Source organism: Francisella sp. AG1 (assembly GCF_057683165.1).
Window position 1 is genome coordinate 903,104 of sequence record NZ_CM173135.1, and the last position, 25,159, is coordinate 928,262.

Here is a 25,159-nt window from a genome sequence, read left to right on the forward strand (position 1 = left end):
TCTATTCAAAAAGATTTAATTGTAAGTTATCAGTTTCACTAAGTTTTACTCCGATACCAATTAAGCGAATTGAATTATTCTGTTTTTTATATAGCTCGGTAACTAAGCTTGAGAATATATAGTTAATCCGATAGTTATTTGACAATAATGTTATAATATTTAGAAAAAATGTCATCATATAGCCAAGATTTCAGAGGTATCGTAATAACTAAATATAAAGAAGGCCTAACAGACAAAGAGCTAAGTAATTTTTTTAATATAGATATCCGTACTACTAGATCTTGGATAAACTTATACGAGACAACTGGTGATTATAAATCTAAGCAAGGCTTGGGTTGCGGTAGAGTAGCAACCTTTACAGATAAGGAAGCGATAGAAAGCTACTTAAGAACATATCCAGATGCAATGGCTTTAGATATTAGAGAAGCATTAGCTCCTGAAATACCTAGAAGCACATTTTATGATTGTCTTACCAGACTTGGTTTTAGTTTTAAAAAAAGACACCTAAATATAAGCAAAGAAAAGAACAAGATAGGCAAAGTTTTATAGAGGTTGTTGAGACTATTGAACCTAACAAACTTGTATATTTAGATGAAATGGGTATGGATAATAAACAGTCTGTACTAAGAGGATGGTCTCTTGTTGGTAAACCTAGCTATGGTGAAGTTATTGCTTATCAAACTCAGAGAAAAAGTATAGTTGCTGGTTATAACTATTTAGAAAAGAAGATTATAGCACCGCTAGAGTATACTGGATATACAGATACTATACCTTCCTGCTTATTCTCCTGATTTAAATCCTATAGAAAAAATTTGGGCCAATTTTAAAAGAATTTTAAGAAAAGTAAATAATTCTTTTGATAATTTATCTGATGCTATTACTCACGTCTTTAGCACAATATTATCAGATTAACTATATCATTATTAATATTTTTAAGTGATTTTGCTATGCTAGTTTTATTAAATTTATTATCAGTGAATTTTATAAATACTCCAACAATACGGTTTATATATGTACTGGATATCCGCTTAGTTAATTTTTTATATAAAATAGGTAGTTTCGCTAAACATTCATCTAGTGTTTTTAAATCTTCTAAATAAGTATTTTCAACGCTTATTGATTTACGTATTTTTGTAGGGTTAACTATACGATCATCTACTCCTCTGGAGTAATTATATAGGCTATTACCGAATTTACCGAATTTATTAATTAGTATATTTAAGCTAACTTGCTGTAGCTCTAAACAGGTTTCGATAGACATTTGTTTTAGCTTTATTTGAGAGACTTTTCCTACACCAAAAAGTTTTTTAACTGACAAGTTTTCTATAAATTTATTGATTTGATTTGGTGTTATTACATAAAGCCCATTGGGTTTATCTATATCACTTGCGATTTTTGCAAGAAGCTTATTTGGAGCAATACCTGCAGAACTTGTAAGTCCTGTTTCTTCAAATATTTGGTTTTTAATAGCTTGTGCTATTAATGTAGCACTATTATGATATTTATTGATGTTTGTGACATCAAGATATGCTTCATCTAATGATAATGGTTCAACCTTATCTGTAAAAGAGTTAAAAATTTCTCTAATTAGCTTGGAAGCAGCTCTATATTTTGCAAAATCAGTATCTAAAAGTATAAGATTAGGACATTTTTGCAAGGCTATTTTGGTTGGCATAGCAGAATGTATACCGTATTTACGAGCTATGTAATTACAAGTTGATATTACTCCTCGGTTTGGGTTTGTACCTCCCACAGCAAAGGGCTTGTTAGCTAGGGACGGGTTTGCTTTTTCTTCTACTTGAGCAAAAAAATAATCCATATCTATGTGTATAATTTTTCTAGTTTTGCTCATAGTATTACATTGGTTGCTGTGATATATATTAATTTATATTATACTTTAATGTATTTATTTTTTACAAAGGTGTTGATGGTGAAGAAAATAATTTTACTTGTATTTTGTTTTATAGTGTTTAATTTAAGTTTTGCAAAAAATCCTGATTTATATTTATTTCTGGGTGGAGATTCCGTAGAAGATCATCTTAGCTATATTGATAAAGCTGAGGTTACAGGAGTGCAAATAATATATTCTTGGAAAAGATTAGAGCCAAAAAAAGATAGTTATGATTTTTCTGCTATTAATGATGATTATCAACTTCTAAAAAAGTATCATAAAAAGCTATTTATTCAATTACAAGATAGATCTTTTGATATAAAAAACATACCTGTTCCAAAATATTTACAAACTTCAAAATATGGTAATGGAGTTATACAGCAAACTGATTTTGCTGGCGAAGGTCAACCTATAGGTGCTGGTTGGGTAGCAAAACAATGGAATCCAGAGGTGGAAAAAAGATTTCATAAACTCATAGAGCAGCTTGCAAAACAATTTGATGGCAAGATAGTGGGGATAAATTTACCAGAAACAGCCATAGATGTTGATGATAAGCTCTTAACCAAAGATTTTTGTAATATTTATTTAGATTCAATTATAAGAAATATGCTTTTTCTTAAACAACAATTTAAGAAAAGTAAAGTTGTTCAATATGTAAATTTTTTACCATGTGAGTGGAATAATGATCATGGTTTCATGCAAAAAATATTTAATACAGCCATTAAAAATAATATAGGTTTAGGTAATCCTGATACTGTTCCAAATAGAAAATCTCAGATGAAAAATAGCTATCAATTTTTTAATAAATATAAATCAGAACTAAGTACTATTGCTATTGCAGTGCAAGAACCTGATTATACATATACCAACCCTAAAACCGCCAAAAAATTTACACCTACTGAATTATATGGCTTTGATAAGGATTATATTGGTGCCGATATTATTTTTTGGAACACTCAGCAGCCACAGTTTAATCAAGTTCTTAAGCTATTTTATTAGAAGAGCTTTTTTATCATTATGCAGACATATTTGAGAAAATAGCCAAGAATCGATATAAACTGCAAAGTATATTCTGTATTAATGGTTAATTTAGTCATTGCTTTTATTAAGTAACTGGCGAGTTTCTAATTCACCATAATTTCACCATATATTTGTAATTATAAAATTTACAATAAAATAAGCTACTTTTATATTGTGTCATAGTGTATATAATTACCTCCAATAAATATAAATAGTATTAACAAATGATTTTTTTTAAAGATGTATCTTATCAGGTAGAAGTTAAAGAACTTTTTAATGATATAAATTTTTCTATATTTCCTAATCAAAAGATTGGTCTAGTGGGTAAAAATGGTACGGGTAAGACTACCTTATTTAATCTTATTCAAAATAATATTGTTGCCGATAAGGGTAATATAGAAATAGCTAAGAACACGCGTATTGTGACTGTCAAACAGGATGTTGATGATTTTGAGGCAAGAGTTATTGATTATGTAGTTAATGGTATAGAAGCTTTAAAGAGTTTAAAAATAGCAATGGATGATTCTTTAGCTACTGAGAACTATGTTGATTATTCGAAATATCATGAAGAGTATGAATCTTTGGGAGGATATGCTATTGAATCGCAAGCAGGTAAGTTATTATCAGGTTTAGGGTTTGGTATTAGTCAATTACAACAGAAAGTTAAAGAACTATCAGGAGGGTGGCAAATTCGTTTGAATTTAGCTCAAGCACTGTTACAAGAATCAGATATTTTATTACTTGATGAACCAACAAACCATTTAGACTTAGACGCTGTATTGTGGTTAGAAGAGTATTTACAAGATTATAAAGGTTCTTTGCTTTTAATTTCACATGATAGAATTTTTCTAGATAATGTTATTAAGCAGATATTCCATATTGATAATAAGAATATAGATACATATTCTGGAAATTATTCTTCTTATGAAAAACAGGTGTATGAACAACAAATTCTTCAACAGAAGCAATTTGAAAAGCAACAAAAACATATCCAGCATCTAGAGAGTTTTGTAAATAGATTCAAGGCAAAAGCATCAAAAGCAAAGCAAGCTCAAAGTCGTGTAAAAATGTTGGAAAAAATTCAGCGAATAGAATCTGTGAAATCAGAATCAGATTTTAGTTTTGAATTTAAGCAGGTTAAAGAACACCTCGGTGGAACTCTTGTCAGTTTGCAAAACTCAAACCTCGGTTATGGTGATAAAAAAATCTTAAATAATGTAAAGCTAAATATTTATAATGAAATGCGTATAGGACTTTTGGGATTAAATGGAGCTGGTAAATCGACATTGATTAAGTCATTGATTGGTGAAATTGACGTTTTATCTGGAAAGATTGAAAAACATCCAAATCTTAAGGTAGGGTACTTTTCTCAACATTCATTAGATATGCTTGATTTACAAGCATCTCCATTGTTGCATATGCAGCGTTTAAACTCCAAGGCAACACAAGAAAAACTTAGAACATTTTTAGGTAGTTTTAATTTTGTTGGTGATAAGGCGTTAGCAAAAGTAGGTACTTTTTCAGGAGGTGAAAAAGCACGATTGGCATTAGCTATGATAGTCTATCTAGAGCCTAATTTCTTATTGCTAGATGAACCAACAAACCATTTAGATATTGGTGTTAGAGAAGCACTAACAGTTGCTTTACAAAGTTTTCAAGGTGCTATTATTTTGGTTTCGCACGATAGATTCTTATTAGAATCGAGTGTTGATGAATATATGTTAGTAGGAGAGGGGAAAGTTGAAGCATTTGAAGGAGATATGAAGGATTATTACAAATATATTATTAATATAAAAAAAAGTGAAAATCAAACTAAGAAACCAGCTGCTAAGTCTAGTACTAATCAAAAAAAAACTCCTAGAAAGTTATCAGCTGATAAAAGAAAGCAGTTAAAACTTCTCCAAGATAAAACTAAAAAGCTTGAAAGAACTTTGGAAAAATTACAGCGTCAAGATTTTCAATTTCAAGAAATTCTTCAAGATAAAAAGCTATATGATAATAAAGAAGAACTAGAGCAAACAATTTCTGAACACTCTCTTTTAAAAAAGAAAATTGAAAGTATAGAATTAGAGTGGTTCGAAGCTTTAGAGGAGCTAGAGGTTTTTCAAGAGAATTAATGAAAAATTATAATATTAGGTATTGATATATGAGAATTTTGATAGATTTTTATTTAAAGCTTGAGTAAGCAGAATCCCATTTGCCAGTTAAACCTGCTACTTCGTATTCTGTTACACGGTTTTCAAAGAAGTTGGTATGATCGGCACCATTTAGTACCCATTCAAGCCATGTAAGAGGATTTTTATCGATATTATACATTTCATTTAGCCCAATCTGATTGAGTCTTCTATCGGTAATGTGACGAATGTATTCTTTAACTTCTTCAGCTTTGAGTCCCTCGATAGAGCCTAGCTCATAAGCTAGATCAATAAATTTATCTTCCAGCTCTACTGCTTCAGTAGCCATTAGATAAATCTCTTTTTTAAATTGATTATCCACAATATATGGATTTTCCTGGCAGTATATTCTAAATAAAGCAGCATTTCCTTCGACATGCATAGATTCATCACGAATAGACCATTCCACGACTTTACCCATGCCTTTCATTTTACCAAAGCGTTGGAAGTTTAATAGCATTGCAAATGATGCAAATAAGGCCACCCCTTCATTAAAGACAGTTTTAGCTAGACATAATCCTAGTCCGCGGCGAGTTGATGGATCAGCATCCATCATAAACTCAATTTTATCAGTCATTGTCTTGTATTCTAAGAAAGCGTGATACTCTGAGTCTGGGAGTCCTAATGTATCGTTTAACAGTGCGTAAGCTCTTTGGTGTATTCCTTCACGTGCTGCAAAAGATCCTAGCATATTTCTAATTTCATTATTCTTAAAAGCAGGAATAAACTGGTCATAATAATTCTGACCAACAGCAACATCTGATTGTGTGAAAAGTCTTAGAATATTTGTTATATATTCTTTTTCAATTTTGGTTATTTTTGAGTTTTTCCAGTCCGTCACATCTTCTGATAGATCTATTTCATCCTCAATCCAGTGAGCTTTTTCATGTTTGATGGTTAGGTCAACAGCCCAGGGGTAGCTAAAAGGTTTATATGTTTTAGACAAAGTAGTTAGTGATGATCCTTTGACACGATTAATAACTTCTCCAGCTCGAGTCATCAGACTATCATATCCACCTATATGAACATCACCTACAAAGATTTGTGGTACAGTTTTTACATGCTCTTCTACAAGAAGTATATTCTTATTTATTTCATTGTAAAAATTTGCTCTTTTAATATCATCATCAAGAGATACTTGTGTGAAAGTTATATCATTAGTACCAAACCAGCTTTTTGCAAGATCACAAAAAGGACAGTTTGTTTTTGTATATATTTTTACTTCAATCATTTATTACCTACTTCTTATTTAAGATTTTATCAGCATTAGCTTTTAATTCTGTAAAGCCGCCAATATGCTTATCATCAACAAAGATTTGTGGTACAGTCGAAATAGGAAAGCTAAGCTTACCGCTTTGATTCATTTCATTGTAGAATTTGGTACGTTGATTATAATCATCTATAACAATTTCTTCAAAAGTTATATTATTCTCTTCAAACCATTGTTTAGCCCAGATACAAAAAGGACACCCATTTCTACTGTATATTTTTATATTCATGCTTTGCTTATCCCTCACATGCTATACATTCATTTTCTGACTGTTTAAGTTCAGAGAACTCGACTAATCTTTGTTTTTCAACTTTTTTAGATATATTTTCAGCTCTATTAGAAGTTTCTGTTCTTAAATAGTACAGACCTTTGCAACCATATTTCCAAGCATTAAAATGAGCTTTATGTAAATACTCTCTAGAGGCCCCTGCTGGAAAAAATATATTCAGTGATTGGCCTTGGCATAGATATTTTTGGCGCTCGCCCCCTAAATAAACAACCCAGTCTTGATCCATTTCTATAGCGGTTTTAAATATACTTTTTATATCATTAGATAAAAAGTCTAGTTGCTGAATAGAGCCGCCATTTGTGATAATGTCAGACCAAACTTCTTCATTGTTTTTGCCAAGTTTTTCTAGCTCTTGTTCGAGGTATTTATTTTTATTTAAATGTGAGCCTACTCTTGTTCGAGAAGTAAAAGCATTTGCCTTCCATGGTTCAATGCTTGGAGATGTATTTAATATAAGAGAACTATTTGCATTTGGCGCTATAGCAAGTAAGTGAGCATTTCTACGTCCTGTACCCATCATATCAGGAGCTTCACCTTTTTCTTTACCAAGCATCAAAGTTTCTTCGACTGCTTGTTCTTTGATACGCCTAAAGATTTCTTCATTTAATTCTTTAGCTTTTTTAGATTCAAATGCCACTCTATGCATCTGTAAATATGAATGAAAACCCATCGCACCAAGTCCAAGACTTCTTTCACGAGAGGCACTGTATCTAGCTTTTGATATCTCATCACCAGCATGATCTATAAAAAATTGTAAAACGTTATCTAAAAATTGAATTAAGTCTTTTATGAGGTGAGTGTCTTTCCATTCATCATATTTTTCTAAATTTACTGATGATAAGCAACATACAGCAGTACGATCTTCATCAGTTGCTAGATGTATTTCGTTACATAAGTTTGAACCTTTGATAGTTAAGCCTAGATCTTTCTGAGATTTAGGTAGTGCTCTATTAGCTGTATCAATGAAGTTTAAATAAGGTTCACCTGTGCGATAACGAGTTTCTAATATCGTTTCCCAAATTTTACGTGCTTTTACAATATCTCTGACAGATTTATCATCAGGATCAATAAGTTTCCAATCGTCATTATTAGCAACAGCTTGCATAAAACTGTCTGTTAAGTTTACTGCATGATGAAGGTTTAGACATTTTCTATTTACATCACCAGTTGGAACACGCATACCTAAAAACTCAACAATATCAGGATGAGAAACATCCATGTATGCAGCGTAAGATCCTTTACGAGTTTTACCTTGTCTATAAGCTACCATATCAGCATCTACAGTATGCATAAAAGGTATTGGTCCTGGAGCCTTATCAGAGACTGCTCTTACTTTTGACCAATGTCCACCTACACCACCACCTTTTACAGATAACCACCTTAGTTCAGCCGAATGTTCAATAAGTCCATCCAATGAATCTGGTACGTAAGATAAAAAACAGCTTATTGGTAAAGATTTAACTCTAGCACCTGGTAAAGGAGCATTAGAAAGAACTGGTGATGCAAACATAAACCAGCCTTTTGAAGCAGCATCATATATACGCTGAGCTAAATTCATATCACCAAATGAATAAGCTACAGCCGCTCTAGCAAAACCATGTTGAGGAGAGGGTTCATTTTCTAGACAATAATAGTTTGTAAGTAGTTGTTGAGCTTGTTTAGAAAGCTCTCTATCTTTTGATACATCAATATTAATGCCAAGGTATTTTTCTTTGGACATAACAAAACCCTATTTTATATATTTTATTAAATTTGTAACTATACTATTTCAGTATAGTTTTGCTTTTATAATGAAATTTTATCAATTTTTAAAAAATTTAGAATAGTAAAAAATGAAATATTATAGTTGACTTTAAAAAATGATTTGCAAGAGTCAGGTAGTATAAGGATTACTACCTAAACTTTTTGAGAAATTATTTTGCTAAAATCTCTGCTGCCTCTTTATTTAAAACTTTTACAGCATCTATAGACACTTGAAGTTGAGTTCTTTCTTGATCAGAAATTTCAACCTCGACAGGTCTTACACCATTGGCTGAAATTTCGGTTGGAACACCTACAAATAGGTCTTCATCGAGTCCGTACATTCCTACTTTTACTTTAGCAGCACAAGGTAAAATCATTTTTTTATCTCTTAGGAAGCTTTCAGCCATTTGAATACCAGCAGCAGCAGGAGCATAGTATGCTGAGCCAGTTTTAAGTAAAGCAACAATTTCACCACCACCACTTCTTGTTCTAGCAACAATGGAGTCTAGTCTTTCTTGTTTTAATGAACCTTCTTTAACAAGTTGCTCTAGTGATACACCAGCAATATTTGACATTTTAGTAAGAGGGACCATAGTATCACCATGACCGCCCATTACATATGCTTGAACTTGTTGAACTGATACATTTAGTTCATCGGCTAAGAAAGTTCTAAATCTAGCTGAATCTAAAACACCTGCCATACCAACTATTTTATTATCAGGTACACCAGAAAATTTTTGTAACATATTTACCATAATATCTAGAGGGTTAGTAATGCATATAACAAAGGCATTAGGGCAGTGATGTTTAATACCTTCACCAACAGACTGCATCACTTTAATGTTGATGCCTAAAAGATCATCACGCGACATTCCTGGTTTTCTTGCAACTCCAGCAGTTACGATTACAACATCTGAATTTTCTAGATCTTTAAAGTCGTTTGTTCCTCTAACTTTAAAATCAACACCTTCGATAGGACAGGTTTGTAGTAGATCAAGAGCTTTACCTTGAGGCATACCTTCAGCTATATCAAATAAAAGCACATCTCCCAGTTGTTTGATAAGTGCTAAATGAGCAAGTGTGCCACCGATATGACCGGCACCTATTAGTGCTATTTTTTTTCTAGCCATTAAAATCTCCTTTATTATGCTAAAAAGTTGCTAAGAGTCAATGCGGGCAATTATAACTTAATAATTTAACTCTTTCCAATGAAATGTTTTGCGCAATATATTATTTATAATTATAATATTGGTTAATTATGCTTATTAAATTTATTTATGTTACAAAAATATATAAAAAATATAGGACTTGGCTTAGGAGTTATTGGTCTAATAGTGTTTATGTTTGGCTTATTAGAAACTAATGTTTATCAAAAAAACTTGATAGTTTTGTTTGCAACTTTCTTTTTATTTCTTTCTGCAATTATTCAAAAAGAGCCATTTTTTAGAGGGTTACAGGGGATAGTGTTTATAAGTGCCATTGTGGTTTTTAGTGATTTTCCGCAAAAATATAATTTAATTTTAATTTTAATTTTAGGTTTGTTTTTTTCTATATACTATATTATTAATTTTAAGTTAAATATAGCGAGAGTGAGTGCTTTTATAGGGCTTGTTGCTTTATGTTTTGGTATAATCTTAGGCAGAAATGAGCCAATGATTATTGGTGGAGTCACTTTGGCTATTTATTCAATATTTTCTATCCGAGAAGGGTATACCGTTGGTTGGGTGTTTTTAGTACTTAATATATTGTTTGCAATGGTAGCAGCTAATATATAGTACTGTTTTATTAATTAGGAAATTAGTTATGAGAAAGTTGTCATTTTTAGATAGAATTGTTGAGGAGTTGGATAATTATGTAAACTTCACTAAAGCCCCTTTAAATCCAAACCGTGAGTCTCCAAGTAAACAAATTGTTGATGGACAATTAAATGAAGCAGATAGAAAGCATTCTGCCGGACTTATGAGAGTTGATTATACAGGAGAAATTTGTGCACAAGGTTTATATAGAGGTCAAGCTTCTGTAGCTAAATCAGTAACTACAAGAGAACATTTATACCATGCTGCTGATGAAGAGTATGATCATTTAGCTTGGTGTGGTCAGAGGTTGCAGGAATTAGATGCTGTTCCAAGCCTACTTAACCCATTTTGGTATTGGGCCTCCTTTGGAATAGGCGCTACAGCAGGATCTATAAGTGATAATCTAAGTTATGGATTTGTTGCGGAAACAGAAAAGCAGGTGATGAAGCATTTAGATTTACATCTTAAAAACTTACCAATAAATGACAATCGTTCTCGTGAGATACTTAAACAAATGTATATTGATGAATCAGAACATGCGATTGAAGCAGAAAAAGCTGGAGGAACAAAACTTCCTAAACCTATTAAGTTGGTTATGAAACTACAGTCAAAGGTTATGACTACATTAGCTTATAGGTTTTAAAGTTTACATTTTTTAGATAGGAAGCATATGTTTTTGTGTAAGCTATATTTTTTGCTAGTTATTTTTAATAATTTTACTTATTAAAATTATCCCCAACAATCTCTTGAATCACTATTCCAGCAATGGTTAATCCAAATAATGATGGCATATAGCTAAGAGTACCATTAGTAGCTCGAGACCGTCCTTGCTGATTAGGTTTTGGCTCTTCTGGTGGTAATGGGGCTATACTTTTTTGTGTTGAAAATACAGCTTTGATACCTTTTTTTACTTTTTGCTTTTTTAATCGAACTCTCATCGCTCGAGCAAGAGCGCATACATCGGTTTTGTAGATATCAGCCACTTTTATTTGAGTAGGATCTGTTTTACCTCCAGCACCCATACTGGATATGGTTTTAAGATTTAGCTCGTGGGATATCTTTACTAGGTTCACTTTAGCATTTAAGGTGTCTATTGCGTCAATAACATAGTCATACTTATATTCAGTAAGTAATGTCTTTGTATTATCCGGATTAATAAAATCTTCTAGGGCATTGACTTTGCATTGTGGATTAATATCGAGAATGCGTTGTTTCATAACCTCTACCTTAGATATTCCAATTGTACTTTGTAAAGCTATAAGCTGGCGATTGATATTAGAAGAATCAACTACATCCATATCTATTATTGTAAGTTTTCCTACTCCAGCTCTAGCAAGAGCTTCAATTATAAAAGATCCTACTCCTCCACATCCGGCAACAAAAATATTAGCTTCTTCTAAGCTTCTTATACCATTTTTGTTTACTAAAATACCTGTCCTTTCTGTAATAGCATTTATCATTCTAAATTTATCAGCCTTATTCTTTTTTTATTGAAGTATTTACCTGTGAAAATATTAGCATAAATATTAATATTTATGTTATTGATATATTTTTTATAAAAGGGATTTAGTTAGCTATTATACTTAGATAATTTAAGGTATTTACTATGAATAGACTCTATTCATATCATCTATATATTTATATGCAAACAAGTTAGCATAAATTTCACCAGTTACATGATCTACTTCATTTATATCAAGTTGTATGGGAAACCAGTCAGTTGTATTTGTTAAAATTTTGTTATTATCTAAAACAAACCCATCAACAATAGCATTTGCACTTCTCATAAATTCATCATAGTTAAGTCTAGTAACTACAGAATCTTCATTTAGGGCAAATAGATAAATAGGTGTTCTAGTTTTTTTACCAAAGCTGACAATATCTGCACTTTCCATAGTTTTTAATAACTCTGTATTAGTAAAGATTTCTTGATTAAATAAGTCATACATTGAATTATTCCCAGTTGGTACTACATAGTGTGAGGCTAGTTCTTGATGAGGAAACTTTTTATATAAGGCACTGTTAAATATAGCATCAGCTAATTTTATATTAGATATATGTTTTTGAAGAAATAAATTATTAAAGGTATAGTGCTTCCCGTTAATATTGCATTTTTCTTGTGCAAATGTAGAACATTTCATATCAAAAAAATCTTTATCAAAATCCTTAATATTAATAGTTTTAGAAACGTTTCCATAATGAAGGTAACTCATGAAAACATTTGCAAGCAATCCTGGTTTTAGTATAGAGGTTATTAATTTATTATGTAGAGCATATTCTTTAGAATTATTGTTATCAGTCATAAAGTCTAGAGTAATATGGCTAATATCATATGCACCACTAAGTCCAGCTGCTGCTCTATACTTATATAGTTTATCCAATTGGTTAACACCTTCGCAGTTACCGTGCCACCCTAGACATTTCGCACTCCATATTGAATATGCTCCACCTTCAGAGTAGCCAACTGAATAGAGGTTTAGTTGGCTACTCTGAGGGTATTTTTTATGAATAATAGAGCTAACATTGTTGAGCATGTCAACAGCAGTGTTTACTGTTTGCCTAGGAAAGAGAACATATGGATGATAGTTTTTATAGTCATCTCCTTGGCCAATATAATCTGGTGATACAACTATATACCCATTAGCTGCATATATGGCAGCATATATTGTATTAAGCATTAAGCTAGTTTTATTTTTTTTGTCTAAATTCGATGGTATACCAGCATTATCAAAAACAGTGGGGTGATAATATAAAATTACACCTTTAGGATTATTGATATCAGGTAACATTAATAATCCCGAGACATTCGATGTAACTTCTCCTAAAGCAGGAAAAATATTTGTAGTTTTGTAAGAGACTTTATTTAGTTCAATATTCTCAATATTTTTATTTGCTAATGATTTAATATTAATGCCATAATTTTTAAGGTGATCATGATTTTTCTGACAGTCTTTTTTAGATAGATTTTTATTACAAAAATACTTTGTTTGGTAGTTTTCTTCTATATCTTTAGTTTTCCATAGCTTATTTTGAACAATATTTGTATAAGCTAAAGATGAAAATAAAAATAAGTTTAATAATATTATTTTTTTCATGATAATTTTCAAGGTTGGTTATTATTATAAATCAATATTTCTAATATCAGTAACAGTCATCCCAGCTTTTAGGGCATTAATAAGTCCAGGTACACCATCTTCAAAAACATGGCAATATTTAGGTTTAATATTATATTTTTCAGCAAGTAATATAAATGCTTTGGGTTTACTTTTGTCTGGGTGATTATCATCAGCTGTAATAATTTCTTCAAAATAGTGGGTGATTTCTAAAGTATCCAAAGATTTATATACGTTTTTTCTTTTTCCTCCAGATATTACTAGCATTGGAATTTTTTTATAATAATATTTAATTAAATCTATAACTGGTTGGATTGGTTTGGTTTTGCTTAAAAGCTCATATGATGCTTCTTTAATTTTATCGCTAATAGATGAGATGCTATTGTTATCAAGATTAAATATTTCTTTTAGAATATATTCTGTTGGTAAGCCGTGATAGTTATCTAGATCTTTTGATGATATTTCTATTTGAGTTTCTTTAAGGACTTTAATCCAAGCATTTATATGAATATCCATATTGTTTGCAATTGTACCATCACAATCAAAAATTAGTAGCTTAGTGTTTTTATTAACAGGAAGAAGCATATAATCTATTTGAGTCATTATTGATGTATGTATTATATACAATAAATAGTGTTGACATAAGTATAATTAATGAGCAGAATTGGTATCGCTAAATTAAAAAAGTAAACCATGAAATTTACTAAATGGAGGATAAAGTTATGGTATTAGTTGGAAAAAAAGCACCAATATTTAATGCACCGGCAGTTCTAGGTGATGGTGAGATTGTAGATAATTATAATTTTGCTGAAGCAATTAATGGTAAATATGCAATTGTAGTATTTTACCCTTTAGATTTTACATTTGTTTGCCCTTCTGAGCTTATAGCTTTAGATAAAAGAACCGCAAGACTTAAAGAATTGGGTGTAGAGGTAGTGTCGGTATCAATCGATTCGCATTTTACTCATAATGCTTGGAGAAATACTCCTGTAAATGAAGGTGGTATTGGTGAAGTTAAATACACAATGGTTGCTGATATTAATCAAGAAATCGTTAAAGCATATGATGTTCAGTCAGAAGGCGGTATGGCATTTAGAGGTACTTTCTTAATTGATAAAGAGGGTGTAGTTCGTCATCAGGTTGTTAACGATCTTCCATTGGGTAGAAATATGGATGAGATAATCAGAATGGTTGAAGCACTTCAATTTCATGAGGAACATGGCGAAGTTTGTCCAGCTGGTTGGAATAAAGGCGATGAGGGAATGAAAGCATCACCAGCAGGGGTTGCAGAATATCTATCTGATCACGTTGTAGACTTGTAATAATATCTAATTGTTTTCTAATTCTCCTGTCATTTTGCATCTAAAAGCTAGTTATTTTAAATTAGTAGTCTTATCTTTATTTATAAGTTAGTAATGAGTTATTGATTTATATAAGTAGAGAGATAATTTTATTTTAAAAAATATAATTGATATTTTACGAGCTAAAGATTTTAATAAGAATGAGACGGTAGGCATTAATTGGTATTTAGAGGTTTATAATGTTATATTTAGCAGGTGGTGATTAATCAAATTTTTAGAGGTTTTTGAAATATGTCTGCTTTACCGGAATGTCCAAAGTGCCAGTCGGAGTATGTCTATAGTGATGGTGAATTGTTGATTTGCCCAGAATGTGGTTATGAATGGCAGCCAAATGAAATAAATGAAAACAAATTAGAAATAAAAGATTCAAATGGAAATACGCTCATGGATGGAGATACTGTCACAGTTATTAAGGATTTGAAATTAAAAGGATCATCTCAGGTCATTAAAGTTGGTACGAAAGTTAAAAATATTCACTTAGTAGATGGTGATCATGATATAGATTGCAAAATTGATGGCTTTGGGGCGATGAAATTAAAATCATTATTTGTAAAAAAAGTATAAAATGAAATGATGAAGTTTATGGGTTTATTAGTTACAACATTTTTGATATTTTTTTGCAATTATTGTTATGCTTATTATGTAAATGAAGATGGTAAAAAAATTCCTGTAGATAGAAATGTAGCTAATATGATAGATGATATTGAAATGAAAGAGGGCGAAGCTCTTAGTCAGAAGCAAATTATAAATATTGTCAAAAATAGTAGCGGTTCTAGTATAGAAGAATTATAGTTTCATGTTGAAAAAGTTAGCTGTCATATTAAACATCCTCATAATAGCTTCTATCGGTGTATCTGCATCAAACCAAGATAATACAACATCAAATCTTCCAAATTTTAAGAATAATCAATATTCATCTAATGATATAAGAAAACTCGAGTCTAATGCATTTAGAAAAATGTTTCCAAATCAAGATTTTTTAATAAATAAAGCACCTTTTAGCACTCAACAACAAGAAAAAAATGCTCAGCAAGCAATCCAAGATTTAGCAGTAAAAGAAGGTGAAGCTCTTACTGATAGTGAGAAGAAAGCAATTGCTAAAAAATCATTTGATAATAAAGTAAATGAAGCATTGAATATAGATGCTATAAAAACCTCTTTCTTTAATGGGTTTAGAGTAAGTGAAACCTTTACTCATGCAATGCTAAATACCCAAGAAGATACTGGTGACCCTTTGTTTATGTTGCAAGCTCGCCAACAAGGCATTTTAGAGGATGATTATATCTATTTTGGTGCTAGGGTTAGTTTGATTGATTGGCAGCGATTAAATAAAGTTCCACCTGGTGGTGAAAATAAACAATTTTCATATAATGTTAATGCATATGTTGCATCAACTATATCAAAATGGTTTAGTTCATTAGTGGGTTTTTCTTTATATCAGGACCATGATGGATTTAATTTTTTTCCTAGTACTTTATATTTTATAGTTGGTGATTTGCAGGAAACTCCATTTTTTGGTTATGTTGCTAATTCAACGGTTATGTATGGTAATTTTGATATAGTTTCTAACTACGTACCTACCTTAACACGTACATATTTTATGCAGTCTGGTGGTAATATTAATCTATCCTACCATACGTCAGATTTACACCTTAACGCTGTACTTTTGGATGCAAATACTAATAGTTACTTTGGAGTCACAAATGCAGGTAGTAAAAGTGGTGTGGGCTTTAGTTTAAATAGTAAGTATATATATCAAATGAATACAGTAGGAGATTACCAGTTTTTTGGGCTTGCATACTCTAATGTTTCTGGCTTTCAAACTAAATCAGGAGGAAATGTTGGGGCTTTTGATATTAACTATGGATTAGCAGTATCAGATATAAACTTTGAGGCTGAGGCTTTAATCACTGATAACGGGGTTGGCGGAGTAAATGAATCATCAGCAGTAAGTCCTAAAAATATAGCAGGATTACCATTTTTTGGATCAATCAGACCTAGTGCTAATTTGATATATGATGGTTTTTTAGGATCAGGGTCGCATGTAGCTTCTTGGTCTGTACAGACTAGTTATACAGCTACAGTATATAATAAAAGATTAATTCCTTATGTTGATTATTCACAGATATTACAAAATACTAGAAACTACTCATATCAATATGGAGCAGGTTTTAGATATAATGTGTTTTATGGGTCTTGGTTAGGTTTGGATTATACAAATATAAATTCTCGGAGTGCTAATTTGAAAGAAAAACAGAACTACCTTTCTTTGAACTATACACTATATTTATAGTTATCTCTTGGTATAATTATAGTTACCGTTATTCGTAAAAAAAAATTGATGGCTAGACAAGTTTTTATAGATACAGAAACAACAGGTTTTGATTATAAGATAGGCAATAGGATTGTTGAATTTGGTGCTGTAGAGGTAATTAATAGAAGGCTTACAGGTAATAACTTACATTTTTATTGTAATCCTAATTATGAAGTTGAACCTGGCGCATTAGCTGTGCATGGGCTGACTAATGAATTTTTGTCAGATAAACCAGTTTTTGAAGAAAAAGCAGCTGATATGATAGATTTTCTTAAGGGAGCTGAAATTATTATACATAATGCAGCATTTGATGTTCCATTTATAAACTGGGAATTATCTCTTTTAAAAGAAAATAGATTTGGAACATTAGAAAAAAATGTTGATAAGATTACAGACACTCTTGAGATTGCAAGAAAAAAACATCCTTTACAAAAAAATAACCTTGATGCCCTATGTAAAAGGTACCACATTAGGAATGATCATCGTACATTTCATGGAGCTTTGCTAGATAGTGAACTTTTGGCAGATGTATACCTTGTAATGACAGGTGGCCAAACTGATTTGGCATTACAAACAATAAAAGAGACAAGTAAGAATAATTCAGATATTGATTTTACTATGCTTAATCTTCGTATAGCAGAACCAAGTATTGATAATTTACAAAAACATAATAACTACCTAGTAGATTTATTAAAACTACAAGAAGACGTGAAATGGTGAAGAAAATAATCTATCCAGAAGCTAAAGACTATGAGCTTTTAAATGCAGGTAAAGATTTTTTTAATAGAAATCTACTATTAGAAAAAAAAACTTATAAAGCATGGCTTCAATTAAAAGAAGCGGCAAATAACTGCAAAATAGATTTATTTATAGTATCTGGTTTTAGGAGCTATAGCTATCAACAACAAATTATTAATAAAAAACTTGCTGATGGCCAGAGCCTGAAAGAAATTAAGAAAGTTAATGCATTACCAGGTAAGAGTGAACATCATACAGGCAGGGCGCTTGATTTGACCAGTGGTGTAGAGAAAGAAGTTTTAACTGAAAATTTTGAGAAAACATTAGCTTTTGAATGGCTTATAGAAAATGCATATAAATTTGATTTTAAGATGAGCTTTCCTCGTAATAATGAATTTGGTTTTATTTATGAGCCATGGCATTGGTGTTATCAAAATGAAAAAAGTTAGTAAATTTATAGCTATATTTTCTATTGCTTTGTTTTTGAACTCTTGTAGTACTACTAAAAAAGATATGGCAGAGGTAGAGTTTGTTTCTAGTAATTACCCTTGGATATTTAATACGGTTCGAAAAGATTTAGTACAAGGTGATTTAGCTGGTGCTCTTAGTAAAAATAATCATATAGGTAATACCAAGCAGTTGAAGAACCTTAATGAGTTGGAATCAGCGAGGCTTTTCCAGCTTAATAGTGATTATCAAGATTCTATTAAATTCTATGATAAGGCAATCAAGTCTATTCCTAAAAACCAAAATGAGTCTTTAAAGCAAGCTAAAAAGGTGCTTTTAAATAAAGATACATATAATTATTATGATATTAGAAATGCTTACAGCATTCCTGATTATGCGATTAGTTTTCTATATACATATCAAGCTTTAAACTATCTAAAAACTAATGATGCAAACAAAGCATTAGAGTCTCTTCAAGATTTAGATATAGCTAAATTATGGCGCACTCAACAAGAAGTGCTTGCTGAGGGTATGAAGCTACTTGCTAAAAAAGATTTGGATAGAAATGAAATAACTAGTGATACTTTAGGTTTAGGAAGTTTTAAAGCATTAAATAACATGCTTAATTTTTCAAAAAAAATTCCAAATGCTTATGGTAACCCTATGAGTTATTATCTTAGAGCTATTTTAGAATCTGCTGTTTCAAAGGACTATCAAAAGTCAGTATTAGACCTTGAGAAAGCCCTAGAATATACTGTTGGTAATACTTATCTTAATCAGACAATGAACGAATTTAGAGCAGCCATTATAAATCAGACTTCACCTTTTTCGATGGGGATGGGAAGAGTTGTAATTTTTTATGAACAAGGGCTTATAAATATTCGTAGATCTAAGCAAATAGGTTTAGATTTGGGCGATATTGGTATAAGAAAAATGAGTTTCCCTATCTACGCAACTGACTATAGTTTTTTTGAGCCCAAAAAAGTTACGATATCATCTGGAACAAATAAGATAATAGATACATATACAGAAACTCTCTTAGATGGTACGTTATATGCTATGAAATCTTTGATAGAGGAATACTCAAAACTTATTACACAAAATGTTGTAATAGAAGCATTTAAGCATGATTATGATAAAAATTTTGCTTTGGGAGGGGTGCTAGGAAGTACTTTAAAATTTGATCTTTCTAAAACAGATCCAAAACGATCAGATTTGAGAAGTTGGTTATTGCTACCTAATAGTATTGATTTATTTGAACAACAGCTAGATAGTGGTAAATATGTCATTCAGATTAACAATATTAGGCAAACTATAGATATAAAACAAGGTAAAACCACTCTCTTATGGGTTGTTGATATCGGCAAATTCAAAAAAGTATATTATTTAATATTTTAAATAAAACTAATTTTCGCTAGAGCATATTTATTTACTCACTGCATCTCAAATGATATAACTAAATGAGACGCAAAAGGAGGTGCTCATGAAGGATATTATAATTTTAGGTGCTGGTAGAGTAGGTTCTCTTACTAGTTGTTTGCTTGTTGAAAGTGGTGAATATATTGTTCACTTAGTTGATAAATATATTCCAAATAATAAACCGCAGATAGAAAAAAATTCTCATAATTTAAAATACGTAGAATTAGATGCTACGAGCATATCAGATATGAGTTCTTATATAAGTAGACATAATATTAAAACAGTGGTATCTTGTTTGCCATTTTTTTTCAATAAAGATATAGCTAAGCTTGCACGTGAGCTTGAACTTAATTACTTTGATTTAACAGAGGATGTTGATACTACTAATTATATTAAGAAAATAGCTAAAAATGCTACCACAAGTTTTTTTGCTCCACAATGTGGGCTAGCACCAGGGTTTATTAGTATTGTTTCTAATAGTCTTATGCAAGAGTTTGAATCTATAGATACGGTTAGAATGCGTGTGGGGGCATTGCCGTTGAATGTTTCAAATACTTTGCAATATGGTTTGACTTGGTCAACAGAGGGTCTGATTAATGAATATATAAAACCTTGTGAGGGTATTGTTGATTTTGAAAAAAGAACATTAGCTCCATTGACAGATACTGAAGAGATAAAAATTGATGGCTTAACATATGAGGCTTTTAATACTTCTGGTGGTGTTGGTTCTATGATTGAAACTTATACAGGTCAGGTTAAAAGTATTAATTATAAAAGTATTCGCCACCCTGGCCATTGTAAGAAAATGAAATTTTTAATCCAAGATATGAAATTAGGCGATGATCTAAATCTTATGGTTAAGATTATGGATGGAGCTATACCAAGGATTAATCAAGATATAGTTTTGATTTATGTATCTGTAGATGGAATTCGCAAAGGTCATAAGTCTGAACGTCATTTTGCTCAGAAATATCCTTCTCAAGTAATGTTTGGCCGGCGTTTTTCAGCATTGCAGTTAACAACAGCTACTAGTCTATGTGTGAGTATAGATTTGTTCTTAAATTCAAAAAAACCTAAAGTAGGGTTTATACAGCAAGAATCAATCACTTTAGATGAGTTTTATAGTAATAAATTTGGTAATTATTATAAGGATTCGGGACTTTTAGTACAAGCAAGTTAAATACAGGAGGATTAAAATGAGCTTTTTAGAGAAGTTAGATCTGGATTTAGAGGAATATTTTGTTAATAATGGTGAAAATATAATAGAAACCTATAGTCCATCCAACGGTGAACTTTTAGCTAAAGTTAAAAATCATAGTATCAAAGATATTGAAGATGCCATTACAGTTGCAAAGAGAGTTGCCGCAGAGTGGTGTAAAGTGCCAGCACCAAGAAGAGGAGAGTTAGTTAGGCTAATTTCACAAGAGTTGCGTAATAAAAAAGACCATTTAGGTAGTTTAGTTTCATTAGAAATGGGTAAATCTAAGCAGGAAGGCGATGGTGAGGTGCAAGAAATGATTGATATGGCAGATTTTGCTGTTGGTCAGTCAAGAATGCTTTATGGCTCAACTATGCATTCTGAGAGAGATAATCATCGGATGTATGATCAATGGCATCCTTTGGGAGTTGTTGGTGTGATATCAGCTTTTAATTTTCCAGTTGCTGTGTGGTCATGGAATGCTTTTATTGCAGCCATATGTGGTAATACAGTGATATGGAAGCCTTCTGAAAAAACTCCATTATGCTCTATTGCTGTTCATAATATATGTAAAAAAGTAATACAAAAGCATAATTTCCCAGAAATTTTTCATACAGTAATATCTAAAGATATAGATGTATCAAAAGCATTAGTTAATGATGAAAGAGTTAGTTTGGTTTCATTCACAGGTTCTACAAAAGTTGGTCAAAATGTTGGTCAACAAGTTGCTAAGCGCTTTGGCAAAAGTATATTAGAGCTTGGTGGTAATAATGCAACTATAATTGATAAATCTGCTAATCTAAAACTTGCTATTCCTGCAGCAGTTTTTGGAGCTGTGGGTACAGCTGGTCAAAGATGTACTTCCCTTAGAAGACTATTAGTACATAAATCAATTTATAGTTTGGTTAAGGAAAAACTAGTTAATGTATATAAACAAATAAAAGTTGGAGACCCTTTAGATCAAAATAATTTAATGGGCCCACTTATAGATGATTTATCAGTTAATAATTTTTGTAGTACAATAAATTTAGCGATAGAGCAAGGTGGTAGAGTCTTAAGTGGTGGTAAGAGTATTGATAAACCAGGTTTTTTTGTTGAACCAACTATTATTGAAGCAAATCATAATATGCCAATAGTATTGGAAGAAAGTTTTTGTCCTATTTTATATTTGATGCCATTTGATGATCTAGAAGAAGCTATCAAACTTAATAATTCTGTTAAATATGGCTTATCAAGCTCAATATTTACTGATAATTTACAAAATGCCGAAAATTTTCTCTCTAGTGTTGGTAGTGATTGTGGTATTGCAAATGTTAATATTGGTACTTCTGGTGCTGAGATTGGAGGAGCATTCGGTGGTGAAAAACATACTGGGGGAGGGCGTGAAGCTGGATCAGATGCTTGGAAAGCTTATATGCGCAGACAAACTAGTACTATCAATTATGGTAGGGATCTGCCCCTTGCTCAAGGAATTAAATTTAATTTAGAGGAATAGTTTATGGAAACTTCTATATTAGAAAAGTTATGGGAGCAATATATTGCTGATAACCCTTATGTTAACGAAATTTATAATTTGTTTATTAAGAGGGGTGAAAATCCAGTAAATGATCATATTGCCATTAGAACATTAGATAATGAAAAAATTAATATTTATAAGCTAGCACAAGTTTTTATTAATATTGGTTATACGATCTGTGATGAATATGATTTTGAAATAAAAAAATTAAAAGCTATTCACTTAGAACATGAGGATAAGAATAAACCCAAAATTTTTATAAGTCAGCTTTTAACAAGTAATTTTTCTGCGCAGTTGCAACAAGTATTGACAAAATGTGTAGAAGAAATACCTGAGAAATTACTTAGAGATCCACAACAACTTTTATTGTCTGGTGTAGTTTGGGGGCAAATTAATTATTCGACTTATAAAAAGCTTTTAGAAGAATCTGAGTATGCAGCATGGTTTTATGCCTTTGGCTTCCGAGCTAATCATTTTACAGTTTTTATAAATAAACTTAAAAATTTTAATGAAGTTTATCAAGTAAATGATTTTCTCAAGGAAAATAATTTTAGGCTGAATTCTTCTGGAGGTGAAATTAAAGGATCAAAAAAAGACCTTCTTGAACAATCTAGTACTATGTCGGGTTTAACAGAAGTTAATTTTAAAGATGGAAAAAAACAGATTCCATGTTGTTATTATGAGTTTGCTAAGCGTTACCAAGATGAAAATAATAATCTTTATCAAGGGTTTGTTGCTAAGTCTGCGGATAAAATATTTGAAAGTACAAATACCAACTTATAAATTAAATATAATGTAGCGTAGTATAATTAGACCTAAAAAATCAGGTAGCGTATTACGGAAATTATGTAACAATATCACTGAAGGAATTATTAAATTATTTATTTGATAGTTACAATAGTGAAATTAAAAGAGTTTAGTCGATAAAGTAATATTTTAGATAATAAAGTTAAGAAGGAATGGCTTTAATAGTTTTTTGAAATAATATTAGCAATTTTTTCAAATAAATCTTCATAAACAGAGCTTTTTCTCATAACTAAGTCAATTTCACGGTAAAAGTCAGCACTATCAATATCTATGTATTTAACATTGTCTGTTTTTGTGCAAGCAATTTTAGGGATTAGAGTAACACCTTCATCAATTGATACCATCTGCCTAAGAGTTTCTAAACTACTTCCTTTAAAATCATTATTATTAAACTCACGTAAAGAACATAGCTTAAGAGTTTGATCTCTAAGACAGTTGCCTTCATCAAGTAACATAAGGTTTTCTTTAACTAAATCTTTTATAGATATTTTTTTATTTTTTGAAAGAGGGTTGGTTTTTGCTACTGCAGCATAGAATTTATCATTAAATAATTTTTTTCTTTCAAATTGATAATTGTCAGTGGGTGTAGCTAAAAGTGTAAAATCAAGTTTACCTTGGTTAAGTAGATCTACTAAAGTATCTGTTTTTTCTTCAACAATAGAGATACTTAAGTTAGGGATTTCATTTTTTATAGCAGAAAGAACTTTAGGCATTATATACGGACATAAAGTGGGGAAAGCACCAATAGATATGTTGATTTTGCCATTATTTAGTAATAGATCAGAGATTCTTTTAAGATTATTTACTTCATCAAGGATCTTATAAGCTTGATTAACAATTTTCATGCCCCGTTTTGTTATTAATATTTGTTTTGTTCCTCGTTCAAATATTTGAATACCAACATGTTCCTCAAATTTTTTTATTTGCATACTCAATGCAGGTTGACTAACAAAACATTTTTCTGATGCTGTGATAAAGCTTTTTGTTTCATATACGGAAATGATATATTCAAGGGTGCGGGTATTCATATAAGTAAAGCTTATAGTCACTATAAATATTATATATTTTAAATTATGTGTAAGAGTAATACAATAATATCTGTAGAGTTAAAAAACCAAGGAGCTAGATATGACTAAAACAGTACCTAATGTAACTTTTAAAACTCGAGTGAGAGATGAGAGTATTGGTGGTTCGAATCCATTTAAATGGCAAGATGTTACATCTGCAGATATTTTTGACAATAAAAAAGTAATTGTATTCTCATTGCCTGGTGCTTTTACTCCAACTTGTTCAACTTACCAACTACCTGGTTTTGAAGATAATGCTGCGAGATTTAAAGAGCTTGGAATTGAACAAATTTATGTTTTATCTGTAAATGATACTTTTGTTATGAACAAATGGATTCAATCACAAGAAGTTAAAAATATTAAGCCTATTCCAGATGGTAATGGTGAGTTTACTGAAGGTCTAAATATGCTTGTTGATAAATCAAATATTGGTTTTGGTAAGAGATCTTGGAGATATGCTATGATTGTAAATAATGGCAAGATTGAAAAAATGTTTGTAGAGCCTGGTAAGCGTGATAATGCTGATGATGATCCATACGGTGAGTCTTCACCAGAGAATATTTTAAAGTACTTAGAAGCTAAGTAGCAAAATTATAAGGAAATAAAATGAAAAAGCTAAATAAAATTATAGTTACAAGCTTGTTTTTATTGCCTTTAGGTGCATTTTCTTATCAAGGAATAAAGCCATCTGATTTAGGAGTATTACAACCATCTGTAGAGAAATTTTCTTCCAAAGAAAGTTTAGATAAACATCATCAACATTTGCTAGATATGGCAAACAACGCTAATAATAGTGTAGTCGCAAGATATACTTATGCATTATTATTAGGTATTAATCATGCTAATGATGAAACTAGAATTATGGCAATAGGAGCTCTAGATAATTTACTTAAAGATAAAAAGTTATCTAAGCAAGATATTGAGTACATTACTGATATGAGAAATTTAATAATTTATCAGTTACAAAATAAAAATTTATATAAATAGTTTGAATAG

General features: G+C 30.9%; 26 protein-coding genes and 1 pseudogene. 17 read left to right on the top strand and 10 right to left on the bottom strand.

Annotation, left to right across the window (positions count from 1 at the left end):
- Nucleotide 1: 1 nt before the first annotated feature.
- Entirely contained in the window at nt 2–178 is a 177-nt protein-coding gene (locus ACR0PV_RS04610; protein ID WP_488173789.1) for a hypothetical protein, read from the bottom strand.
- Here ACR0PV_RS04610 and ACR0PV_RS04615 point away from each other — a divergent pair.
- Nucleotides 169–912: pseudogene (locus tag ACR0PV_RS04615) on the top strand (transposase). The gene ACR0PV_RS04610 and the pseudogene ACR0PV_RS04615 sit on opposite strands and share 10 nt — an antisense overlap.
- Here the strand turns inward: ACR0PV_RS04615 and dinB are convergent.
- Nucleotides 890–1,852 (bottom strand): DNA polymerase IV, encoded by a 963-nt coding sequence (gene dinB / locus ACR0PV_RS04620; RefSeq protein WP_488173790.1) that lies wholly within the window; start codon nt 1,850–1,852, stop codon nt 890–892. The pseudogene ACR0PV_RS04615 and the gene dinB sit on opposite strands and share 23 nt — an antisense overlap.
- 78 nt (nt 1,853–1,930) lie before the next feature.
- Between dinB and ACR0PV_RS04625 the strand changes: the two genes are divergently transcribed.
- Nucleotides 1,931–2,890, top strand: coding sequence for a hypothetical protein (locus ACR0PV_RS04625; protein ID WP_488173791.1), 960 nt, complete (start codon nt 1,931–1,933; stop codon nt 2,888–2,890).
- A 245-nt stretch (nt 2,891–3,135) separates the two neighbouring features.
- Nucleotides 3,136–5,028 (top strand): ABC-F family ATP-binding cassette domain-containing protein, encoded by a 1,893-nt coding sequence (locus ACR0PV_RS04630; protein ID WP_488173792.1) that lies wholly within the window; start codon nt 3,136–3,138, stop codon nt 5,026–5,028.
- A gap of 49 nt (nt 5,029–5,077) precedes the next feature.
- Here ACR0PV_RS04630 and ACR0PV_RS04635 read toward each other — a convergent pair whose 3' ends face one another.
- The 4 genes from ACR0PV_RS04635 to mdh form a co-directional block, all read right to left on the bottom strand.
- Complete coding sequence (locus tag ACR0PV_RS04635) at nt 5,078–6,316, bottom strand: ribonucleotide-diphosphate reductase subunit beta (RefSeq protein ID WP_488173793.1); 1,239 nt, start codon at nt 6,314–6,316, stop codon at nt 5,078–5,080.
- 7 nt (nt 6,317–6,323) lie between these two features.
- Nucleotides 6,324–6,584, bottom strand: a complete 261-nt coding sequence (locus ACR0PV_RS04640; RefSeq protein ID WP_488173794.1) for a glutaredoxin — start codon at nt 6,582–6,584, stop codon at nt 6,324–6,326.
- A gap of 7 nt (nt 6,585–6,591) precedes the next feature.
- Complete coding sequence (locus tag ACR0PV_RS04645) at nt 6,592–8,364, bottom strand: ribonucleoside-diphosphate reductase subunit alpha (protein WP_488173795.1); 1,773 nt, start codon at nt 8,362–8,364, stop codon at nt 6,592–6,594.
- A 193-nt stretch (nt 8,365–8,557) separates the two neighbouring features.
- Nucleotides 8,558–9,517, bottom strand: coding sequence for a malate dehydrogenase (gene mdh / locus ACR0PV_RS04650; RefSeq protein WP_488173796.1), 960 nt, complete (start codon nt 9,515–9,517; stop codon nt 8,558–8,560).
- Between the two features lie 147 nt (nt 9,518–9,664).
- Between mdh and ACR0PV_RS04655 the strand changes: the two genes are divergently transcribed.
- Together ACR0PV_RS04655 and coq7 are read left to right on the top strand one after the other, a co-directional pair.
- A complete protein-coding gene (locus tag ACR0PV_RS04655; protein WP_488173797.1) occupies nt 9,665–10,162 on the top strand; it encodes an MFS transporter in 498 nt (165 codons plus the stop codon).
- 28 nt (nt 10,163–10,190) lie between these two features.
- Nucleotides 10,191–10,826, top strand: coding sequence for a 2-polyprenyl-3-methyl-6-methoxy-1,4-benzoquinone monooxygenase (coq7, locus tag ACR0PV_RS04660; RefSeq protein WP_488173798.1), 636 nt, complete (start codon nt 10,191–10,193; stop codon nt 10,824–10,826).
- A 73-nt stretch (nt 10,827–10,899) separates the two neighbouring features.
- On the opposite strand, the gene ACR0PV_RS04665 is transcribed toward coq7, so the two are convergent.
- From ACR0PV_RS04665 to ACR0PV_RS04675, 3 genes are all read right to left on the bottom strand, one after another.
- Nucleotides 10,900–11,643 carry a tRNA threonylcarbamoyladenosine dehydratase gene (locus ACR0PV_RS04665; RefSeq protein ID WP_488173799.1) on the bottom strand — a complete coding sequence of 248 codons (744 nt, stop codon included), beginning with the start codon at nt 11,641–11,643 and terminating at the stop codon, nt 10,900–10,902.
- Nucleotides 11,644–11,787: 144 nt separating this feature from the next.
- The gene (locus tag ACR0PV_RS04670) at nt 11,788–13,278 is read right to left on the bottom strand and encodes an alpha/beta hydrolase family protein (RefSeq protein WP_488173800.1); all 1,491 of its coding nucleotides are present in this window, start codon (nt 13,276–13,278) and stop codon (nt 11,788–11,790) included.
- Between the two features lie 24 nt (nt 13,279–13,302).
- A complete protein-coding gene (locus tag ACR0PV_RS04675; protein WP_488173955.1) occupies nt 13,303–13,881 on the bottom strand; it encodes an HAD family hydrolase in 579 nt (192 codons plus the stop codon).
- A 137-nt stretch (nt 13,882–14,018) separates the two neighbouring features.
- Between ACR0PV_RS04675 and ACR0PV_RS04680 the strand changes: the two genes are divergently transcribed.
- The 10 genes from ACR0PV_RS04680 to ACR0PV_RS04725 all read left to right on the top strand — a co-directional run bounded on the left by ACR0PV_RS04680 (nt 14,019) and on the right by ACR0PV_RS04725 (nt 23,072).
- Complete coding sequence (locus ACR0PV_RS04680; protein ID WP_488173801.1) at nt 14,019–14,618, top strand: peroxiredoxin; 600 nt, start codon at nt 14,019–14,021, stop codon at nt 14,616–14,618.
- A 270-nt stretch (nt 14,619–14,888) separates the two neighbouring features.
- The gene (locus ACR0PV_RS04685; RefSeq protein ID WP_488173802.1) at nt 14,889–15,221 is read left to right on the top strand and encodes a zinc ribbon domain-containing protein YjdM; all 333 of its coding nucleotides are present in this window, start codon (nt 14,889–14,891) and stop codon (nt 15,219–15,221) included.
- 9 nt (nt 15,222–15,230) lie between these two features.
- On the top strand, nt 15,231–15,449 hold the full coding sequence (locus ACR0PV_RS04690; RefSeq protein ID WP_488173956.1) for a hypothetical protein: 219 nt from the start codon (nt 15,231–15,233) through the stop codon (nt 15,447–15,449).
- A gap of 4 nt (nt 15,450–15,453) precedes the next feature.
- Nucleotides 15,454–16,950: a hypothetical protein gene (locus ACR0PV_RS04695; RefSeq protein WP_488173803.1), complete on the top strand. Its 1,497-nt coding sequence runs from the start codon at nt 15,454–15,456 to the stop codon at nt 16,948–16,950.
- A gap of 48 nt (nt 16,951–16,998) precedes the next feature.
- Nucleotides 16,999–17,691: a DNA polymerase III subunit epsilon gene (dnaQ, locus tag ACR0PV_RS04700; RefSeq protein WP_488173804.1), complete on the top strand. Its 693-nt coding sequence runs from the start codon at nt 16,999–17,001 to the stop codon at nt 17,689–17,691.
- On the top strand, nt 17,685–18,158 hold the full coding sequence (locus tag ACR0PV_RS04705) for a M15 family metallopeptidase (RefSeq protein ID WP_488173805.1): 474 nt from the start codon (nt 17,685–17,687) through the stop codon (nt 18,156–18,158). The genes dnaQ and ACR0PV_RS04705 overlap by 7 nt, the downstream gene beginning before the upstream one ends.
- Nucleotides 18,145–19,554 (top strand): COG3014 family protein, encoded by a 1,410-nt coding sequence (locus tag ACR0PV_RS04710; RefSeq protein WP_488173806.1) that lies wholly within the window; start codon nt 18,145–18,147, stop codon nt 19,552–19,554. The genes ACR0PV_RS04705 and ACR0PV_RS04710 overlap by 14 nt, the downstream gene beginning before the upstream one ends.
- 85 nt (nt 19,555–19,639) lie before the next feature.
- A complete protein-coding gene (locus tag ACR0PV_RS04715; RefSeq protein ID WP_488173807.1) occupies nt 19,640–20,755 on the top strand; it encodes a saccharopine dehydrogenase family protein in 1,116 nt (371 codons plus the stop codon).
- Nucleotides 20,756–20,771: 16 nt separating this feature from the next.
- Nucleotides 20,772–22,268, top strand: coding sequence for an L-piperidine-6-carboxylate dehydrogenase (gene amaB, locus ACR0PV_RS04720; protein WP_488173808.1), 1,497 nt, complete (start codon nt 20,772–20,774; stop codon nt 22,266–22,268).
- A 3-nt stretch (nt 22,269–22,271) separates the two neighbouring features.
- The gene (locus tag ACR0PV_RS04725; RefSeq protein ID WP_488173809.1) at nt 22,272–23,072 is read left to right on the top strand and encodes a 2-oxoadipate dioxygenase/decarboxylase family protein; all 801 of its coding nucleotides are present in this window, start codon (nt 22,272–22,274) and stop codon (nt 23,070–23,072) included.
- A gap of 182 nt (nt 23,073–23,254) precedes the next feature.
- Here the strand turns inward: ACR0PV_RS04725 and oxyR are convergent, their stop codons facing one another.
- A complete protein-coding gene (gene oxyR, locus ACR0PV_RS04730; protein WP_488173810.1) occupies nt 23,255–24,124 on the bottom strand; it encodes an oxidative stress transcriptional regulator OxyR in 870 nt (289 codons plus the stop codon).
- Between the two features lie 100 nt (nt 24,125–24,224).
- Here oxyR and ACR0PV_RS04735 point away from each other — a divergent pair, with 100 nt between their 5' ends.
- Both ACR0PV_RS04735 and ACR0PV_RS04740 read left to right on the top strand, forming a co-directional pair.
- On the top strand, nt 24,225–24,749 hold the full coding sequence (locus ACR0PV_RS04735) for a redoxin family protein (protein WP_488173811.1): 525 nt from the start codon (nt 24,225–24,227) through the stop codon (nt 24,747–24,749).
- Nucleotides 24,750–24,769: 20 nt separating this feature from the next.
- On the top strand, nt 24,770–25,150 hold the full coding sequence (locus ACR0PV_RS04740; RefSeq protein ID WP_488173812.1) for a hypothetical protein: 381 nt from the start codon (nt 24,770–24,772) through the stop codon (nt 25,148–25,150).
- Nucleotides 25,151–25,159 lie beyond the last annotated feature (9 nt).

Excerpts from the sequence above, each read along its gene's own strand:
- ACR0PV_RS04610 (WP_488173789.1), bottom strand. The coding sequence starts at position 178 with ATGATGACATTTTTTCTAAATATTATAACATTATTGTCAAATAACTAT.
- dinB (WP_488173790.1), bottom strand. The coding sequence starts at position 1,852 with ATGAGCAAAACTAGAAAAATTATACACATAGATATGGATTATTTTTTT.
- ACR0PV_RS04630 (WP_488173792.1), top strand. The coding sequence starts at position 3,136 with ATGATTTTTTTTAAAGATGTATCTTATCAGGTAGAAGTTAAAGAACTT.
- ACR0PV_RS04635 (WP_488173793.1), bottom strand. The coding sequence starts at position 6,316 with ATGATTGAAGTAAAAATATATACAAAAACAAACTGTCCTTTTTGTGAT.
- ACR0PV_RS04640 (WP_488173794.1), bottom strand. The coding sequence starts at position 6,584 with ATGAATATAAAAATATACAGTAGAAATGGGTGTCCTTTTTGTATCTGG.
- ACR0PV_RS04645 (WP_488173795.1), bottom strand. The coding sequence starts at position 8,364 with ATGTCCAAAGAAAAATACCTTGGCATTAATATTGATGTATCAAAAGAT.
- mdh (WP_488173796.1), bottom strand. The coding sequence starts at position 9,517 with ATGGCTAGAAAAAAAATAGCACTAATAGGTGCCGGTCATATCGGTGGC.
- ACR0PV_RS04655 (WP_488173797.1), top strand. The coding sequence starts at position 9,665 with ATGTTACAAAAATATATAAAAAATATAGGACTTGGCTTAGGAGTTATT.
- coq7 (WP_488173798.1), top strand. The coding sequence starts at position 10,191 with ATGAGAAAGTTGTCATTTTTAGATAGAATTGTTGAGGAGTTGGATAAT.
- ACR0PV_RS04665 (WP_488173799.1), bottom strand. The coding sequence starts at position 11,643 with ATGATAAATGCTATTACAGAAAGGACAGGTATTTTAGTAAACAAAAAT.
- ACR0PV_RS04670 (WP_488173800.1), bottom strand. The coding sequence starts at position 13,278 with ATGAAAAAAATAATATTATTAAACTTATTTTTATTTTCATCTTTAGCT.
- ACR0PV_RS04675 (WP_488173955.1), bottom strand. The coding sequence starts at position 13,881 with ATGCTTCTTCCTGTTAATAAAAACACTAAGCTACTAATTTTTGATTGT.
- ACR0PV_RS04680 (WP_488173801.1), top strand. The coding sequence starts at position 14,019 with ATGGTATTAGTTGGAAAAAAAGCACCAATATTTAATGCACCGGCAGTT.
- ACR0PV_RS04685 (WP_488173802.1), top strand. The coding sequence starts at position 14,889 with ATGTCTGCTTTACCGGAATGTCCAAAGTGCCAGTCGGAGTATGTCTAT.
- ACR0PV_RS04690 (WP_488173956.1), top strand. The coding sequence starts at position 15,231 with ATGAAGTTTATGGGTTTATTAGTTACAACATTTTTGATATTTTTTTGC.
- ACR0PV_RS04695 (WP_488173803.1), top strand. The coding sequence starts at position 15,454 with ATGTTGAAAAAGTTAGCTGTCATATTAAACATCCTCATAATAGCTTCT.
- dnaQ (WP_488173804.1), top strand. The coding sequence starts at position 16,999 with ATGGCTAGACAAGTTTTTATAGATACAGAAACAACAGGTTTTGATTAT.
- ACR0PV_RS04705 (WP_488173805.1), top strand. The coding sequence starts at position 17,685 with ATGGTGAAGAAAATAATCTATCCAGAAGCTAAAGACTATGAGCTTTTA.
- ACR0PV_RS04710 (WP_488173806.1), top strand. The coding sequence starts at position 18,145 with ATGAAAAAAGTTAGTAAATTTATAGCTATATTTTCTATTGCTTTGTTT.
- ACR0PV_RS04715 (WP_488173807.1), top strand. The coding sequence starts at position 19,640 with ATGAAGGATATTATAATTTTAGGTGCTGGTAGAGTAGGTTCTCTTACT.
- amaB (WP_488173808.1), top strand. The coding sequence starts at position 20,772 with ATGAGCTTTTTAGAGAAGTTAGATCTGGATTTAGAGGAATATTTTGTT.
- ACR0PV_RS04725 (WP_488173809.1), top strand. The coding sequence starts at position 22,272 with ATGGAAACTTCTATATTAGAAAAGTTATGGGAGCAATATATTGCTGAT.
- oxyR (WP_488173810.1), bottom strand. The coding sequence starts at position 24,124 with ATGAATACCCGCACCCTTGAATATATCATTTCCGTATATGAAACAAAA.
- ACR0PV_RS04735 (WP_488173811.1), top strand. The coding sequence starts at position 24,225 with ATGACTAAAACAGTACCTAATGTAACTTTTAAAACTCGAGTGAGAGAT.
- ACR0PV_RS04740 (WP_488173812.1), top strand. The coding sequence starts at position 24,770 with ATGAAAAAGCTAAATAAAATTATAGTTACAAGCTTGTTTTTATTGCCT.